This is a genomic window from Xanthomonas sp. LF07-6 (assembly GCF_034105445.1).
GTDB classification, from domain to species: Bacteria; Pseudomonadota; Gammaproteobacteria; order Xanthomonadales; family Xanthomonadaceae; genus Xanthomonas_A; species Xanthomonas_A sontii.
The window spans coordinates 1-14,951 of record NZ_JAXGGI010000021.1; the positions used below are offsets into that span (position 1 = coordinate 1).

Annotated in this window: 16 protein-coding genes; 5 read left to right on the forward strand and 11 right to left on the reverse strand. The window is 68.8% G+C overall.

Annotated features, from left to right (window positions below):
* Both SLW56_RS19870 and SLW56_RS19875 read left to right on the forward strand, forming a co-directional pair.
* Positions 1-355, forward strand: a 355-nt coding sequence (locus SLW56_RS19870; protein ID WP_320695360.1) for a transposase, incomplete at its 5' end; no start/stop codon positions are given.
* Positions 356-518: 163 nt separating this feature from the next.
* Positions 519-1,061 carry a glutathione peroxidase gene (locus SLW56_RS19875; RefSeq protein ID WP_017912458.1) on the forward strand — a complete coding sequence of 181 codons (543 nt, stop codon included), beginning with the start codon at positions 519-521 and terminating at the stop codon, positions 1,059-1,061.
* A gap of 133 nt (positions 1,062-1,194) precedes the next feature.
* Here SLW56_RS19875 and SLW56_RS19880 read toward each other — a convergent pair whose 3' ends face one another.
* Positions 1,195-1,365 carry a hypothetical protein gene (locus tag SLW56_RS19880; protein ID WP_320695361.1) on the reverse strand — a complete coding sequence of 57 codons (171 nt, stop codon included), beginning with the start codon at positions 1,363-1,365 and terminating at the stop codon, positions 1,195-1,197.
* Between the two features lie 565 nt (positions 1,366-1,930).
* On the opposite strand from SLW56_RS19880, the gene SLW56_RS19885 reads away from it, so the two are divergent.
* Complete coding sequence (locus SLW56_RS19885) at positions 1,931-2,203, forward strand: hypothetical protein (protein ID WP_320695362.1); 273 nt, start codon at positions 1,931-1,933, stop codon at positions 2,201-2,203.
* An 11-nt stretch (positions 2,204-2,214) separates the two neighbouring features.
* Here SLW56_RS19885 and SLW56_RS19890 read toward each other — a convergent pair whose 3' ends face one another.
* The 6 genes from SLW56_RS19890 to SLW56_RS19915 form a co-directional block, all read right to left on the reverse strand.
* Positions 2,215-3,303 (reverse strand): VacJ family lipoprotein, encoded by a 1,089-nt coding sequence (locus SLW56_RS19890; RefSeq protein ID WP_267084929.1) that lies wholly within the window; start codon positions 3,301-3,303, stop codon positions 2,215-2,217.
* 3 nt (positions 3,304-3,306) lie between these two features.
* On the reverse strand, positions 3,307-3,624 hold the full coding sequence (locus tag SLW56_RS19895; protein WP_267084930.1) for an STAS domain-containing protein: 318 nt from the start codon (positions 3,622-3,624) through the stop codon (positions 3,307-3,309).
* Positions 3,614-4,282 carry an ABC transporter substrate-binding protein gene (locus SLW56_RS19900; protein ID WP_017909943.1) on the reverse strand — a complete coding sequence of 223 codons (669 nt, stop codon included), beginning with the start codon at positions 4,280-4,282 and terminating at the stop codon, positions 3,614-3,616. The genes SLW56_RS19895 and SLW56_RS19900 overlap by 11 nt, the downstream gene beginning before the upstream one ends.
* Entirely contained in the window at positions 4,279-4,818 is a 540-nt protein-coding gene (mlaD, locus tag SLW56_RS19905) for an outer membrane lipid asymmetry maintenance protein MlaD (RefSeq protein WP_017909944.1), read from the reverse strand. The genes SLW56_RS19900 and mlaD overlap by 4 nt, the downstream gene beginning before the upstream one ends.
* A 103-nt stretch (positions 4,819-4,921) precedes the next feature.
* Positions 4,922-5,671, reverse strand: coding sequence for an MlaE family lipid ABC transporter permease subunit (locus tag SLW56_RS19910; protein WP_017909945.1), 750 nt, complete (start codon positions 5,669-5,671; stop codon positions 4,922-4,924).
* On the reverse strand, positions 5,671-6,462 hold the full coding sequence (locus SLW56_RS19915; protein ID WP_043093985.1) for an ATP-binding cassette domain-containing protein: 792 nt from the start codon (positions 6,460-6,462) through the stop codon (positions 5,671-5,673). The genes SLW56_RS19910 and SLW56_RS19915 overlap by 1 nt, the downstream gene beginning before the upstream one ends.
* 329 nt (positions 6,463-6,791) lie before the next feature.
* Between SLW56_RS19915 and SLW56_RS19920 the strand changes: the two genes are divergently transcribed.
* Positions 6,792-7,079 (forward strand): hypothetical protein, encoded by a 288-nt coding sequence (locus SLW56_RS19920; RefSeq protein ID WP_017909947.1) that lies wholly within the window; start codon positions 6,792-6,794, stop codon positions 7,077-7,079.
* Here SLW56_RS19920 and SLW56_RS19925 read toward each other — a convergent pair.
* The 4 genes from SLW56_RS19925 to SLW56_RS19940 form a co-directional block, all read right to left on the reverse strand.
* Positions 7,072-7,641 (reverse strand): GNAT family N-acetyltransferase, encoded by a 570-nt coding sequence (locus SLW56_RS19925; RefSeq protein WP_267098977.1) that lies wholly within the window; start codon positions 7,639-7,641, stop codon positions 7,072-7,074. The two genes, SLW56_RS19920 and SLW56_RS19925, sit on opposite strands and share 8 nt — an antisense overlap.
* Positions 7,642-7,651: 10 nt before the next feature.
* Positions 7,652-8,188: a tail fiber protein gene (locus SLW56_RS19930; protein ID WP_295909725.1), complete on the reverse strand. Its 537-nt coding sequence runs from the start codon at positions 8,186-8,188 to the stop codon at positions 7,652-7,654.
* 60 nt (positions 8,189-8,248) lie between these two features.
* Positions 8,249-8,776 carry a tail fiber protein gene (locus tag SLW56_RS19935; protein WP_295909726.1) on the reverse strand — a complete coding sequence of 176 codons (528 nt, stop codon included), beginning with the start codon at positions 8,774-8,776 and terminating at the stop codon, positions 8,249-8,251.
* A gap of 68 nt (positions 8,777-8,844) precedes the next feature.
* Positions 8,845-9,390: a tail fiber protein gene (locus SLW56_RS19940; protein WP_295909727.1), complete on the reverse strand. Its 546-nt coding sequence runs from the start codon at positions 9,388-9,390 to the stop codon at positions 8,845-8,847.
* A 304-nt stretch (positions 9,391-9,694) separates the two neighbouring features.
* Here SLW56_RS19940 and SLW56_RS19945 point away from each other — a divergent pair, with 304 nt between their 5' ends.
* Complete coding sequence (locus tag SLW56_RS19945) at positions 9,695-14,389, forward strand: putative Ig domain-containing protein (RefSeq protein WP_295909757.1); 4,695 nt, start codon at positions 9,695-9,697, stop codon at positions 14,387-14,389.
* The last annotated feature ends 562 nt before the right edge of the window (positions 14,390-14,951 follow it).

The following is a 14,951-nucleotide window of genomic DNA, read 5'->3' on the forward strand; positions in this document are numbered from 1 at the left end:
CACCAGCGCGGCCTTGATGCTGGCCGAGCTTGGCGATGTGAGGCGCTTCGCCGATGCCTCGGCGGTGACCGCCTTCGCGGGCCTGAATCCGTGCCTGCAGGAGTCGGGCGAGCGCAAAGGCCACGTCTGCATCTCGCGCACCGGCTCGCCCCGCTTGCGCGCAGGCCTGTTCATGCCGGCCCTGGTGGCCATGACCCACAACCCGATCATCCGGGCGCTGAAACAGCGGCTGAGCGAACGCGGCAAAACCGGCAAGCAGATCGTGTGCGCCGCCATGCGCAAGCTCCTGCACCTGGCCTACGGGGTTCTCAAATCGGGCACGGCGTTCGATCCGAAAAGGGGCCTTGCCTGCTAGGGGGTAAGACGGTATCTGTGGGATCACATGATCCGCAGCAAAAGCGGGTGTTACGTGCCTGCACAGGCTAGCTGTCGGTGCGCTGAGTCACGCGGTCACGGCATGCGCATGCCGCACCGGCAGCGACTATGCTGGCGCTCCCTTTCGATCGAGGTAATGCCCCATGTCCGAGTCGTTGACCGCCATTCCGCTGACCCGCATCGATGGCCAGCCGGCCACCCTCGCCGCGTTCGAGGGCAAGGTGTTGCTGATCGTCAACGTCGCCTCCAAGTGCGGCCTCACCGCGCAGTACGCGGGCCTGGAAGCGCTGTACCGCGAGAAGCAGGCCGCCGGCCTGGAAGTGCTCGGTTTCCCGGCCAACGACTTCAAGGGCCAGGAGCCGGGCAGCGAGGCGGAGATCCAGCAGTTCTGCCAGCTCACCTACGACGTGACCTTCCCGATGTTCTCCAAGATCGCGGTTACCGGCGAGGACACGCATCCGCTGTACCGCGCGCTGATCGCCGCGCAGCCGCAGACCGAGGGCGAGGGCCCGATGCGCGAGAAGCTGGCCGGTTACGGCATCGAGCCGAATCCGGCGCCGGGCGTGCTGTGGAATTTCGAGAAGTTCCTGGTCGGCCGGGACGGCCAGGTCCGCGCGCGCTTCGCTCCGGACGTTACCGCCGAGGATCCGCGCCTGCGCGCGGCGATCGACGCGGCGCTGGCGTAACGGCGCGCGGCGCCATCTGGCTGTGCTTGGACGAGCTGAAGGTGTGTTGCGGCGTCTAGGTAGTTGGTGAACGAGCCGGAGAGGTGATCGATGTCCTCGTTGGCCGGCGTCGCTTGTTGCGGCTGAACCGCTCCTACGCAAGGCGTGCAGCATCGAAACCGTTGCCGTTGCCGTTGCCGTTGCTTTGCCGTTGCTGTTGCCTTGGCTGTTGCTTGGCTTTGGCTGTTGCTCTGGCTTTTGATTTACCGGGTTCCCTTCCGAAGCGGCGGCCATCGCGGGGAAAAACCCGAAGGGCGGCGTACATGGATGTACGCCGTCCGCGGCAGGGCAGGGCTCGCCGGAAAAAGGCGAAGCACTGCTTCGCCCCGGCGGGCGGGCTGGCGCCGTGAGGCGACTGCCCCGGACTTGGCTGCGAAGCAGCCAAGCCCCTTCCGCGGATCCCCGTGATGGACGCGGACCCGGAGCGCGCAGCGCGGAGGGCGCGAGGCAGGGCGCGCTTTCTTTTGGTTACCTTTTCTTTGCGCGAGCAAAGAAAAGTAACTCGCCCGAAAGGGCGAAAGCCTTTGCTGTTGAATGACATATCAGATGAAGTGAACTTTAGGAGCGGCTTCAGCCGCGACCCACATGATCCGCAATGCCTGCCGCGGCTGAAGCCACTCCTACGAGCTAGCGGTTGCCAACATATCAGCAAGAGCAAGAGCAAAGCTTTCGCCTTGCGGCGAGTCACTTTTCTTTGCTTGTGCAAAGAAAAGTAACCAAAAGAAAGCACACCCCGCAGCGCGCCTTCCGCGCTTCGCGCTCCAGGTTCGCAGCCACGACGGGGATTCGCGGAAGGGGCATCCTGCCCCTGCCGCGAACGGCGTACATCCATGTACGCCGCCCTTCGGGTTTTTCCCCGCCGTGGCTGCCGCGCCGAGGGGACCCCGGTAAATCAACTGCAACAGCAACAGCAACAGCAACAGCAACAGCAGGAACAGGAGCAGGAGCAAAGCCGGCTGCACCCTGTAGTCCGCCGCGACACTCGATCACCCACTGCAAACCGCGCGCTCATCCCGCACATCGCGCTGCGCCCACAGGCGATGGCGGCAAAAGCTTCGGACACAAAAAACCCGGCCGAAGCCGGGGTTTTCTGTGCTGCCTAAGTGCAGGCGACTCAGCGACCGCCGCGCCACTCCGGGACCGGCATCGCATCCACCGGCACCGTCGGATTGGTCTCTTCCTCGCGCAGATAGGCCGGCAGATCGTCGTCCTGACGCTTGTGCCCGCGCATGTCGCTCTCGATCTGATAGTTGCGGCGCTGCAGCCACGCATCGCGGGTCAACTGGTACTCGTCCGGCGCCTGGTCGCGCAGACTGTCCAGCGACAGCAACTGCGCGCGCGTGTCGACCAACTGCAGGCCCTGCAGACCGATGCGCACTCGGTCTTCCTCGATCTGCTGCAGTGGCGACAGCGGCGCGTCGCCGACCAGGCCGAACGCATCGCGCACCGTGCGCGGGCCGAACAACGGCAGTTCCAGGTAACGCGAGCGGCGCCAGCCCCACACACCCAGGGTCTGGCCGAAGTCCTCGCTGCGCCGCGGCAGGTTGGCGTCGGTGGCCGGGTCGAAGATGCCGCCGATACCCAGCGTGCTGTTGATCAGGAACCGGCTCAGGGTCTGCCCCGCCTGCAGCGGACGGCCCTGCAGCAGCTGGTTGACCATGGTCAGCGGCGAACTGAGGTTGTCGAAGAAGTTGGTCACGCCCAACCGCACCGGCCGCGGCACCACGTTGACGTAGGCGCGTGCCAGCGGCCGCGCCACGCCACGGTCGACCACGTTGTTGAAGGCATGCACCTTGCGGTTGAACTTCTCCCACGGATCGTAGCTCTGCGGTGCAGGCACGCCCTCCGGCAGGGTCGGATCGGCGACCGGGTTGTACGGGTCGCCGCCGTACAGCGCGGCGTAGTCGTCCTCGGCCGAGGTCGGCGTGCCGTTGGCCGACGCGGCGCCCGGGGCAGCACTCGCCGGCGGCATCGCCGCAGGCGCGCTTGCCGGTGCCGGCGCGGCGCCGGTGTCCATGCCGGTGGCGCTGTCCGCGGTCGCCGACGCGGCGTGCGCATCGGGAGCCGCGGCGCTGTCGCCGGCGGCCGGCGCGGTCTGTGCCACCGGCGGCGGTGGCGGTGGCGGTGTGCGCTTGGGCGCGCCAGCGCAGGCGCCCAGGGCGGCGGCCAGGGTCAGGGAGGTAAGGATACGCAGCACGTTCATGTGTCAGCTCGCCGCAGGGGGAGAGTGGAAGTCCAGGGTCGAGGCCAGCCGGTAGGCGGCGCTCAGGTCGGTCAGGCCGGCCGGGGCGCCATGGATGGCGACCTCGGCCTGGCCCTGGGCGCGCAGGCGCGCGGCAAGTTCGGCGAGCAGCGCCAGGCCGGCGCTGTCCACCCGCGAGACGCCCTGCAGGTCCAGCGCGCGTGCGCCCGGCAGCGCGCGCAGCGCTGCCGGCCACAGCGCGGTGGCCGCGGCACGGTCGAGCACGCCGCTCAGCGCGAGCGTGTCGCCGTCGCGGCGCAGCTGCGGCGCATCACTTGCCACTGTTGCCCGCCGGTGCCGCCTGCAGCGTGCCGTTGCGCAGCTCGGCCGCAACCTCGGGGATCGACTTGTTGCGCAGCGGGGTGTCGAACTGGTTGCGGAAGGTCTGCACGTAGGACACGCCCTCGACCATCACGTCGAAGATCTTCCAGCCCGCGCCGGTGTTGCGCAGCAGGTAGTCCACCGGCACCGGGTCGCCGCCGCTGCGCAGCAGTTCGGTGGAGACCTTGACGCCGCGGCCGCCGGGCAGCGGGGTTTCCGACTTCACCCGCACCTGCGGCTTGCCTTCGAAGGTCAGCAGCGAGGTGCCGTAGCGCTGCATCAGGTTGTCGGCCATCGCGTCGCCGAACAGCTTGACGTCGGCGTCGGAGGCGCCGCGGCCGTGCACGCCTAGCACCAGGCGGGCGGCGTAGTCGCGATCGAAGGACTTGTTCATCTCGCTGTCGATGAACTGGCGCAGCGCGGTCGGGTTGCTCTTGAACTCGCTGCGGCGCTGTTCCAGCGTGGTCAGGATGCGCGTGCTGTTCTCCAGCACCACCTTGCTGGCCGAACCGGCCTGGGTGGCGGCGGCGGCCGGCGCGGCGGCCTGGGCCAGGGCGGCGGAAGGCGCGGCCACGGCCAGCGCGGCGGCGAGAGCGGCGGAAAGCAGTTTGATCGTCATGGCTTGGGTTCCGTTGCGGGCGTGGTGGGGTCGGCCGAGGGTGCGGCAGCGGGTGTTGCGTTCTTGTCGCCGCCGGCGCTGCCGCCGCCGAACATGTACTTGCCGACCAGCTGGATCAGGTCCACCGCCGGCTGGGTGAAGGCGATTTCCTGGCCGGGCTTGAGCGTGTCGGGGTCGCCGCCGGGCTGCAGGCCGACATAGCTCTCGCCCAGCAGGCCACTGGTCAGGATCGCCGCCGAAGTGTCGGCCGGCAGGTCCTTGTACTTGTCGTCGATGGACAGGGTCACCACCGAGTCGAACTTGGTCGGGTCCAGGTCGATCTTGGCGACCTGGCCGATGATGACGCCGCCGATCTTCACCGGCGCCTGCGCACGCAGCTGGCCGATCTGCGAGAAGCGCGCGACCAGGTCGTAGCGGTGGCCGCCGAAGCCCCACTGGCGGTTGGTGGAAGCCAGCGCCAGCACCAGCAGCGAGGCCAGGCCCAGCAGCAGGAAGGCGCCGACGGCGAACTCGAGACGGGGACCACGGAGAGCCATAACGTGTCTACCTTGTTGATTCAGCGTGGCCGCGGCGCCAGTGCCGCGACCGGGATGTTGCCGCGGAGCCTGCCGTCGCCGGCCGGTCCCGCGTTGGCGCCGCTCAGCGGAACAGCAGCGCCGACATGACGAAGTTGAACATCAGCACCAGCAGCGAGGCGTTGACCACGGCGCGGGTGGTGGCCACCGAGGTGCCCTCGATGGTCGGCTCGGCATGGAAGCCGACATAGGCCGCCACCAGCGCCGCCGTGCCGCCGAACACCGCCGACTTCAGCATCGCCACGCCGAAGTCGTCCCAGAAATCCACGCTGCTCGACAGCGCCGACCAGAACGTGCCGCGGTCCAGGCCGAGCGCCGCCACCGCCTCGAAATAGCTGGCGCTGATCGCCAGCGAGCAGAAGATGCCGGTCAGCAGCGGCACGGTCAGCACCGCCGCCCAGAAGCGCGGCGCCACCGCCTTGGCCACCGGGTCGATCGCCATCAGCTCCAGCGCCTTGATCTGGTCGGTCGCACGCATCAGGCCGAGCTCGGCGGCGATGGAACTGCCGGCGCGGCCGATGAACAGCAGCGCGGTCAGCACCGGCGCCAGCTCGCGGTACAGCGACAGGCCGAGCAGCGTGGACAACGCATCGGAGGCCCCGTAGGTCTGCAGCGTGCGGTAGCCCTGCAGGGTCAGCACCAGGCCGACGAAGGCGCCGCCCACCGCGATGATCGGCAGCGAGCGCGCGCCGACCTTGTAGATCTCGCGGATCAGCTCGGCCAGCAGGTCCCGGGTCGGCAGCGAGCCGCGCAGCACGGTCAGGAAGAACAGCCCGGCACGGCCCAGGGAACGGATCGGGGCAACGATGGCCATCAGGCGGCGCTCCGCGCGCGCTGCGGCGCATCGAACGGGATCGGGCCGTCGGGACGGCCGTGCAGGAACTGCTGCAGCAACGGATCGCTGCTGGCCTGCAATTCCTGCGGGGTGCCGGCGAACACCACGCCGCCGTTGGCGATGGCCACGGCCTGGTCGCAGATCGGCAGGGTCTCGTGGACGTGGTGGCTGACGATGATGCTGGTCAGGCCCAGGGTGTGGTTGAGGCGCTGGATCAGGCTCATGATCACGCCGGAGGCGATCGGGTCCAGCCCGGTCAGGGGTTCGTCGTAGATCATCAGCGGCGGGTCCAGGGCCAGTGCCCGCGCCAGCGCCACGCGCCGCGCCATGCCGCCGGACAGCTCGCGCGGCCAGGCGTCGGCAGCGGCCAGCAGGCCCACCGCGTGCAGCTTCAATGCGACCAGCCGCTGCAGCACCGGTTCGGGCAGGCGGGTGTGGGCGCGCAATGGCAGCGCCACGTTCTCGGCCACGCTCAGGTCGGTCAGCAGGCCGTTGCCCTGCAGCAGCACGCCGATGCTCTTGCGCGTCTCGCGCAGCGCACGGCTGCCGCGCGGCAGCGGCTTGCCGAACACCTGCAGCGTCCCCGCGGCCGGCTCCAGTTCGCCGGTCAGCGCCGCCAGCAGCGTGGACTTGCCGCTGCCGGAGGGGCCGAGCACCGCGGTGATGCTGCCGCGCGGCACGCTCAGCGAGACGTCGCGCAGGATCGCCCGGCCGCCGCGGTCGATGCGCACGCCCGACAACTGCACCAGATTGGATTCGGAAGACGCCATCGCGACCTTTAACGAAAATACAACATAGGATCGATCCGTTCGGCTGAACTTAACCGAACTGGCCCGTGCAGTATTGTGGCACCGCGCGGGCCGGTGTGCGCGCCCGCTTCACCCCGTTCATGCAACAGCGTGTCATGCGGCCGCGCATTGGTCGTCGGCGACGCCGCATCGCCTCGGGATGGCCGCCACCGCGCCAGCGCCTCGCAGCTGCACTTGAGGGGTGGACAAAAGGCGGTGTGGACAAATGCCCGCACAGCGCTTGTGCGCGTCGCGACGGCACGCGACGATGCCGGCATGGCGACCGTGCCGAACCACACCTGGAGTCAAGGATGGAGCTGTTGAGCTTGGAACACTTCGCTGGAAGCGTGAACGAGACGTTCTCGGCGCAGTTGAACGAAGGCGAGGTCGCATTCGTGCTGGTCGAAGCGCGGCCGCTGCCGACGCCGCCCGCGGCGCGGCGCGCCCCGTTCTCGCTGCTGTTCCGCAACGGCTCGGCGTTTCTGTTTCCGCAGCAGACCTACCAGATGCGCCATCCGCGCCTGGGCGAGATCGGCATCTTCCTGGTGCCGGTCGCGCGCGAACGCGACGGCTTCCTGTATCAGGCGGTGTTCAACTGACGCGCGCGTCCGGCTTCGTGCCGGCGCCATCCCAGCGCATGGCCAGATGGGTCTGGCCGGCCTCGCCGGCAACGAAGCCCAGCCGCGCGTAGAGCCGCTGCGCTGCGGGATTGGCATGCAGCACGTGCAGCGTCAGTGCGCGCCCATCCGCATGCGCGATCGCCTGTGCCTGCGCGATCAGCGCGCCGCCGATGCCGTGGCCGCGGCAGTCCGGCAGCAGGCTGATATCGACCAGGACGTGCGGATCCGTGCTGCGGTCCAGATACAGCCGGCCCAGCCGCGCGTGCGCGTCTTCCACGATCAGGAAGTCCGCGCCGGGAAAGTGTTGCAGATAGTGCGCATGCTGCAAGGCGAACTGCTGGTCGAGAAAGGCGCGCTTGGCTGGCTCCGGCCAGGGGACTGCGGCCAGTTCGTCGCGCCGCGTGCTGGCGTACAGGTCGCGTAGCCAGGGTAAGTCTTCTGCCCGTGCCGGACGCAAGGCGATGCCGCGAGCCCGCAGCGCCGCAGGCGCTGCGAGCCCGGCGTCCCGCGGCGGGAAGCCGGGCGACGCGGCGATCGACATCGCGCCTGCCTCAGTTGAAGGCCGGATAGTCGCCCTGCAGCGCGATGCAGAAGTTCACCGCCAGATACGGCTGGCGGTTCTCGTGCGGCTGGCCGGTGCCGGTGGGCAACAGCATGGTCGGGGAGAACTGTTTGTCCGGCGCGACGGCATTGTATGGACGCGCGTTGCTGCTGCCAGGTGAAGACAGTGCCGCGCCGCTGACGGGCGCGCTGCTCTTCTTTGTCTGGTCAGACAACGAAAACGAATTGACGCCGTGCTGGTGCAGCGGGATCTGCGTGCTCTGCAGGCTCACCGAGGCCGAGCCGAAGTTGCTCCCCAGCGTGTGCGGGGTCAGGCCCGGCCCCGCACCTTGCTGACAGCCGGCGCGTGCCGAGAAATTCGGCAACTGGAAGGTGGTGGTGCCATTGCCGCCATAGGCCGCGCCCAGCAGCGAGAACAAGGCGGTGTTCTGGGCGACCGGCAGCACGGCGCCATTACAAAAGGCCCAGCCATAGGGGTTGTAGTCGAAGCCGAACAGCTGGATTTCGCCGAGATAGGGTTCGGTCATGAGCGGAGTCCTCCGATGGAGCGGATGCGGGCCGCAGCCGGTCGGCGCGGCGCAGGGGGATCAGGCCTGTTGCGGGAAGATGCCGGTGGTGGCGATGCAGTACTGCACCGTCAGCGTCGGCATGACGTTGTCGTGCGGCTGGTCGCCGCCGGCGAACGAAGTGCTTTGCCCGGACATCGCTTGCACAGTGGCACCAGTAGTGGTGGTGAGATAGAAGACGTCGCCGCTCACCGCGCCAGGCAACAGGCCTGAGGGCGCGGTCGCTGTCGCCGCTGCAGTGGTGGCCTGCGCGACGTGCGTATGCGCAGGCATCTGCAGGTCGGTCAACGTCACCGTCTCGGTGCCGGCCTTCTGGGCGAGGGCATAGTTGCTGAGTCCCGGTCCCTGGCCCTGATGGATCGGCAGGCGTCCGCGCAGATCCGGCACCGCGAAGGTGCTGGTGCCATTGCCGCCGTAGGCGGTGCCGAGCAGCAGGTACAACGGTTCGTATTCGGAGATCTGCAGCAGCGTGCCGTCGCACGCCTGCCAGCCCAGAGGGGTGCGGCCGAAGCCGAACATGCGGATTTCGCCGATGAAGGGAGTACCCATGAGATGCTTCCTGGTCGATGAGGCGCCACGCGCACCAATGCGCGCTGTGCGCCCGAATGCGGATGCGCCTAGCTGCGCGAAGGGAAGATGCCGGACAGCGCGATGCAGAAATTGAGCGTGGTGTACGGCTGCACGTTCGGATGCGCCTGGCCGCCGCCTTGTGTACCGACGGTGGCTTGCGAGAGCGGAACCATGCTTCCCGGTGCAGCGTACAGCGATGTCGCCGCTCCCGTAGTGGCGCCGTTGTTCGCGAAAAGGCGCCCAGTCGGGTTGCGGCTGTTGCCTGCGGCGCTGGTGCACTCCACCAAATGCAGATGTGGCGGCAATTGTTCCGTCACCAGCGTCACAGTCTCCGCACCGGCGGCCTGGCCCATCGGCATCGCAGCCGGCTGCCACGCCGGATCGGCCGACGGTCCATAGCCCATCGGCGTGCGCCCGCGCATGTCGGGCAAGCCGAACGTGATCTTGCCGTCGCCGCCGAAGCGGTTGCTGAGCAGGCTGAACAGGGCCTGGTTCTGATTGATCGGCAGCAATTGCCCGTTGCACTGCGCAAAATACTTCGGCGCAAACGCGAAACCGGTCAGCATGATCTGACCGATGAAGAACTCGCTCATGCGGATCTCCCCCCGGAGTGGATAGCGCCAGACCTCGTGTCTGGCACCGGACTACTTAATCACGACTTCGGCGACTTGCAAGAGACGATTTCGCTGAACCAGACAGACGTGATGCATTTGTTGCTTTACGCAGCGCCGAATTTGTTGTTCCAATAGCGGCGCGACGCGCATGGCCGATGCTTGCTGGGCCGATGTTCCGCGAAGTCCGAGGCGCCAGGATGGCTGCCAGCGCCCATGGGGTGGCGCGTTTTGGGGGAATCAAAATATGTCTACGAATTGCACCGGTTCGCGCCGTGGCGCGCGCATCGCATTGCGCTGGTCGATGTTGCTGACTCTGTTGACGGTGGCGACGTTGTTCTCCGGCGTGGCCGCAGCAGCGCCGTCCCAGTATTGCCCGACGTTGAACGCCACCGTCGCCCAAGGCGGCTCGGTGCAAATCGATGTCACCACCTGCGACGGCACCGGCGTAGACGACATCGGCGTCGGCTGGAATGGTGTGCAGCCTCCTCACGGTACGCTGGTCGTTCCCAGCCCGAGCGGTGCGCAGGGAACGCAGATCATCACCTACACGCACAATGGCGACAGCGCCACGAGCGACACGTTTCCGCTCGAAGACGGCGCTGGCAACACCATTACCGTCAACATCACCATCACCCCAGCGCGCACCGCCAGCATCACGGTCTCCCCGTCCAGCGCCAACGAGGACAGCGGCACGCCCTTCGTCTACACGGTGACGCTGAGCTCGACCAACAGTTCGGCGACCACGGTGAACCTGACCCGCAGCGGCACGGCCACCAGCGGGACCGACTACACCGGTGCGGTCAGCAGCGTCGTGGTGCCGGCCAACGCGACGTCCGCCAGCTTCAGCGTCACCCCGGTCACCGATACCACTGTGGAGCCGGACGAGACGGTGATCTTCCAGGTGGCCAACGGTACCGGCTACTCGATCGGCAACCCCTCCAGCGCCACCGGCACCATCCTCAACGACGACCAGCCGGCGCTGTCGGTCAACGACGTGTCGCAGAACGAGGGCAATTCCGGCAACACCGCGTTCACCTTCACCGTCTCGCTCAGCCAGCCGGCCGGCAGTGGCGGGGTCAGCTTCGACATCGCCACCGCCAACGGCACCGCGACCGCGGGCACCGACTACATCTCCTCCAGCGTGAACGGGCTGACCATTCCGGCCGGCAGCAGCAGTGCCACCTTCACCGTGCAGGTGATCGGCGACACGCTCAACGAACCCGACGAAACCTTCTTCGTCAACGTCAGCAACGTCAGCGGCGCCACCGTCGCCGACGGACAGGGCCAGGGCACCATCGTCAACGACGATGCGCAGCCGTCGCTCTCGATCGGCGATGTCAGCGTCATCGAAGGCAACAGCGGCAACACCACGGCGACGTTCACGGTTACCCTCAGCGCCGCCAGCGGCCAAACCGTCATGGTCAACTACGGGACCGCCGACGGCACCGCCACTGCCGGCAGCGACTATGTCGCCACCTCGGGTCCGCTGGCCTTCGCGCCCGGCACCACCGTGCAGAGCATCGCAGTGACGATCATCGGCGACACCACCGTCGAGCCGGACGAGACGTTCACGGTGACCCTGTCCGCTGCCAGCAACGCCACCATCGCCCGCGCCACCGCCACCGGCACGATCCTCAACGACGATGCGGTGGTGACGATCTCGCCGACGTCGCTACCGGCGGCCACCGCCGGCACCAGCTACAGCCAGACCTTGACGGCCAGTGGCGGGACGGCGCCATATGGCTTCGCGATCACCACCGGCACATTGCCGGTGGGCATGCTGCTGAGTTCCGCCGGCGTGCTGACCGGCACGCCCAGCGGCAGCGGCAGCTTCAATTTCACCGTGTCCGCGACCGACAGCGGCGCGTCGCCCATCAGTGGTAGCCGTGCCTATACGTTGACGGTGGCTGCGCCAACCGTGACGCTGCCGGCGACGACCCTGCCAAACGGCACCGCCGGCCAGGCCTATAGCGCGGCGATCACCCAGGCCAGCGGCGGCATCGCGCCGTACACCTATGCCGTCACGGCCGGCGCCTTGCCGGCAGGCGTGACCGTCAACAGTGCGACCGGTGCGCTCAGCGGCACGCCCACCGTGACCGGCAATTTCAGCTTCACCCTGGTCGCGACCGACAGTACCTCCGGAACGCCGGGCCAGGCGTCGCGCAGCTATACGCTGGCGATCGTGGCGCCGACCTTGACCGTCGCCCCGTCCACCCTGCCGTCCGGGACCGCGGGCACCGCCTACAGCCAGACGTTGAGCACCAGCGGCGGGACGGCGCCCTACACCTACGCGCTCAGCTCCGGTGCCTTGCCTGCGGGCCTGAGCCTGAGCAGTGCCGGTGTCCTATCCGGCACCCCGACCGTGGCCGGCAGTTTCACCTTCGTCGTCGGCGTCACCGATGCCGGCAGTTTCGGCGGCTCGCACGCCTACACCCTGTCCATCGCCTCGCCGACCCTGGCCATCACCCCGCCGACGTTGCCGGCAGCGGCGATCAACGCCAGCTACAGCCAGGCGCTGAGCACCAGCGGCGGCACCGCACCGTACAGCTATGTGCTCAATGCCGGCGCCTTGCCGAGCGGGATGAGCCTGAGCGCGGGCGGCGTGCTGTCCGGTACGCCGACCACGGCCGGCAACTTCGCGTTCACCGTGGGCGTTACCGACGCCAACGCCTTCACTGCGGCGCAGGCGTTCACCCTGACGGTGGCCTCTCCGACGCTGACGCTGTCGCCGCCGGCGCTGCCGGCCGGCACCGCGGGCAGCGCCTACAGTCAGGCGCTCAGCGCCACCGGCGGTACCGCGCCCTACAGTTACAGCCTCGCTACCGGCGCGTTGCCGGCCGGGCTGAGCCTGAGCGCGGCCGGCGTGCTGTCCGGTACCCCGACCCAGGCGGGCAGTTTCGTCTTCACCGCCACCGTCACCGACAGCACCGCCGGCGTCCCCGGCCAGGCCAGCCGCAGCTACACGCTGAGCATCGCGGCGCCGACCCTGACTCCGGGGCAGCCGACCTTGCCTGCCGGCACCGCGGGCACCGCGTACAACCAGACCCTGAGCACCAGCGGCGGCACCGCACCGTACAGCTACAGCGTGGTCAGCGGCGCGCTGCCGACCGGGCTGAGCCTGACCCCGGCGGGCGTGCTGTCCGGCACGCCGAGCGCGGCCGGCAGCTTCGCCTTCAGCATCAAGGTGAGCGACGCCAACGGCTTCTCGGCCACGCAGGCCTACACCCTGACCATCGCCTCGGCGGTGCCGGCACCGGTGGCGGCGAACGACACCGGCGCCACCCTCGTGGATACCGCGCTGACCCTGGCGGTCACCGGCAACGACACCGGCAGCATCGACAGCATCGCCATCGCCACCGCGCCCAGCCACGGCACCGCGACCGTCGATGGCGTGCGCCTGGTGTACACGCCGGCGCCGGGCTACGTGGGCGTGGACAGCGTGCACTACACCGCCATCGGCGCCGGCGGCAGTTCGGCCCCGGCCGTGGTCACCATCACCGTCAACGCCCGCCCCATCGCGGTGTCGGTGACGGTGCCGGCGGTGACCGGGCAGACGCAGACCCTGGACGTCACCCGCGACGCCACCGGCGGTCCGTTCGTGGCGGCCGCCGTGGTCGCGGTGCTGCCGGCCAACGCCGGTACCGCGACGATCACCCGCGCGGCCGCCAGGGCCGCCGGCGTGCCGACCGCGGCCGCGGACGACGGCCCGGGCTTCATACTGACCTTCGTGCCGAACCCGGCCTTCTCCGGCAACGCCACGGTGCGCTTCACCCTGTCTAATGCATACGCGACCTCGGCCGCGGCGGACATCGTGTTCGTGATCGCGCCGCGCCGGGATCCGACCCAGGATGCGCAGGTGCGTGGTCTGATCGACGCGCAGGCCGAGTCGACCCGGCGCTTCGCCAAGGCGCAGATCGACAACTTCCAGCGCCGCCTGGAGGCGACCCACCGGGGTGCGCGCGGCTTCGACAACGGCGTGAGCTTCCAGGCCAGCTCGCAGTGCCGCCAGCGCGACCGCACGCTGCAGAGCGATCGCAACCTGGACGCGCAAGCGTGCGACCCGGCCAACCGCGACCTGCGCGACGGCGCCATGGACGGCGGCGCCGACACCGCGTCGGCGGCACCACGCGATGCCACTGCGGCAGGCGATCTGGGCCTGTGGGTGGGTGGTGCGATCCGCTCCGGCAGCCTGGACAGGCAGTCGCAGCGCGCCGGCGTGGATTTCCAGACCGATGGCCTGAGCCTGGGCGCCGATTACCGCGTCTCCTCGTCCTTCGCATTGGGCGCGGGCGTGGGCTTCGGCCGCGACGACAGCGATGTCGGCCGCGACGGCAGCCGCAGCAAGTCGACCGCGTACACGCTGGCGCTGTATGCCAGCTATCACCCGGGCCAGACGCTGTTCTTCGACACCCTGGTCGGCTACCAGTTGCTGTCCTACGACCTGCGCCGCTACGTCACCGACAACGGCGCCCTGGCCGAAGGCGACCGCAGCGGCCACCAGTGGATCGCGTCGCTGTCGGCCGGTGCCGATCTGCAGCGCGGCGATTGGCAGATCACCCCGTACGCGCGGGTGGATGCCGCGCGCGCCACGCTGGACGCCTACAGCGAAGCGGCGATGGCGCCGTATGCGCTGCGCTACGAGGACATGGACGTGGCCACCACCACCGGCAACCTCGGCTTGCGTCTGGAATGGCGCAGGCAGACGTCCTGGGGACGGCTGACGCCGCAGTTCCGGCTGGAGTACCAGCACGACTTCCAGGGCCGTGGCGACGCCACGCTGGGCTATGCCGACATCGTCGGCGGCACCCTGTACCGCACCGGGCAGAGTGTCTACGACCGCAACCGGCTGATGCTGGGCGTCGGCGTGGTGTTCAGCACCGACCAGGGCTTGTCCACGCGCGTGGAATACCGCGGCGTGACCGACGGCGACAGCGGCAGCGACCAGACCTGGATGTTCAACGTCGAGAAGAAGTACTGACGCTTTGAGCCCCTCTCCCCCCGGGAGAGGGGTTGGGGTGAGGGTCCAACGCGCAGCGACGCGCGATGTTTGGGTGCACCAGGCTGGCGCCCGTACCCTCATCCGGCCCTTCGGGCCACCTTCTCCCGAGGGGAGAAGGGAGCGGCTAGCTCCTCTCCCCCCGGGAGATGGGTTGGGGTGAGGGTCCGGCGTGAAGCGACTCGCGATGTGTGGGTGCGCGAGGCTGGGCCCGTACCCTCATCCGGCCCTTCGGGCCACCTTCTCCCGGTGGGAGAAGGGAAGGGCTAGCCCCTCTCCCCTCCGGGAGAGGGGGTGGGGTGAGGGTCCGGCGCGAAGCGTCTCGCGATGTTTGGGTGCACGAGGCTGCGCCCGTACCCTCATCCGCCCCTTCGGGGCACCTTCTCCCAGTGGGAGAAGGGAGCGGCTAGCCCCTCTCCCCCCGGGAGAGGGGTTGGGGTGAGGGTCCGGCGCGAAGCGACGCGCGATGTTCGGGTACACGAGGCTGCGCCCGCACCCTCATCCGGCCCTGCGGAGCACCTTCTCCCAGTGGGAGAAGGAAACA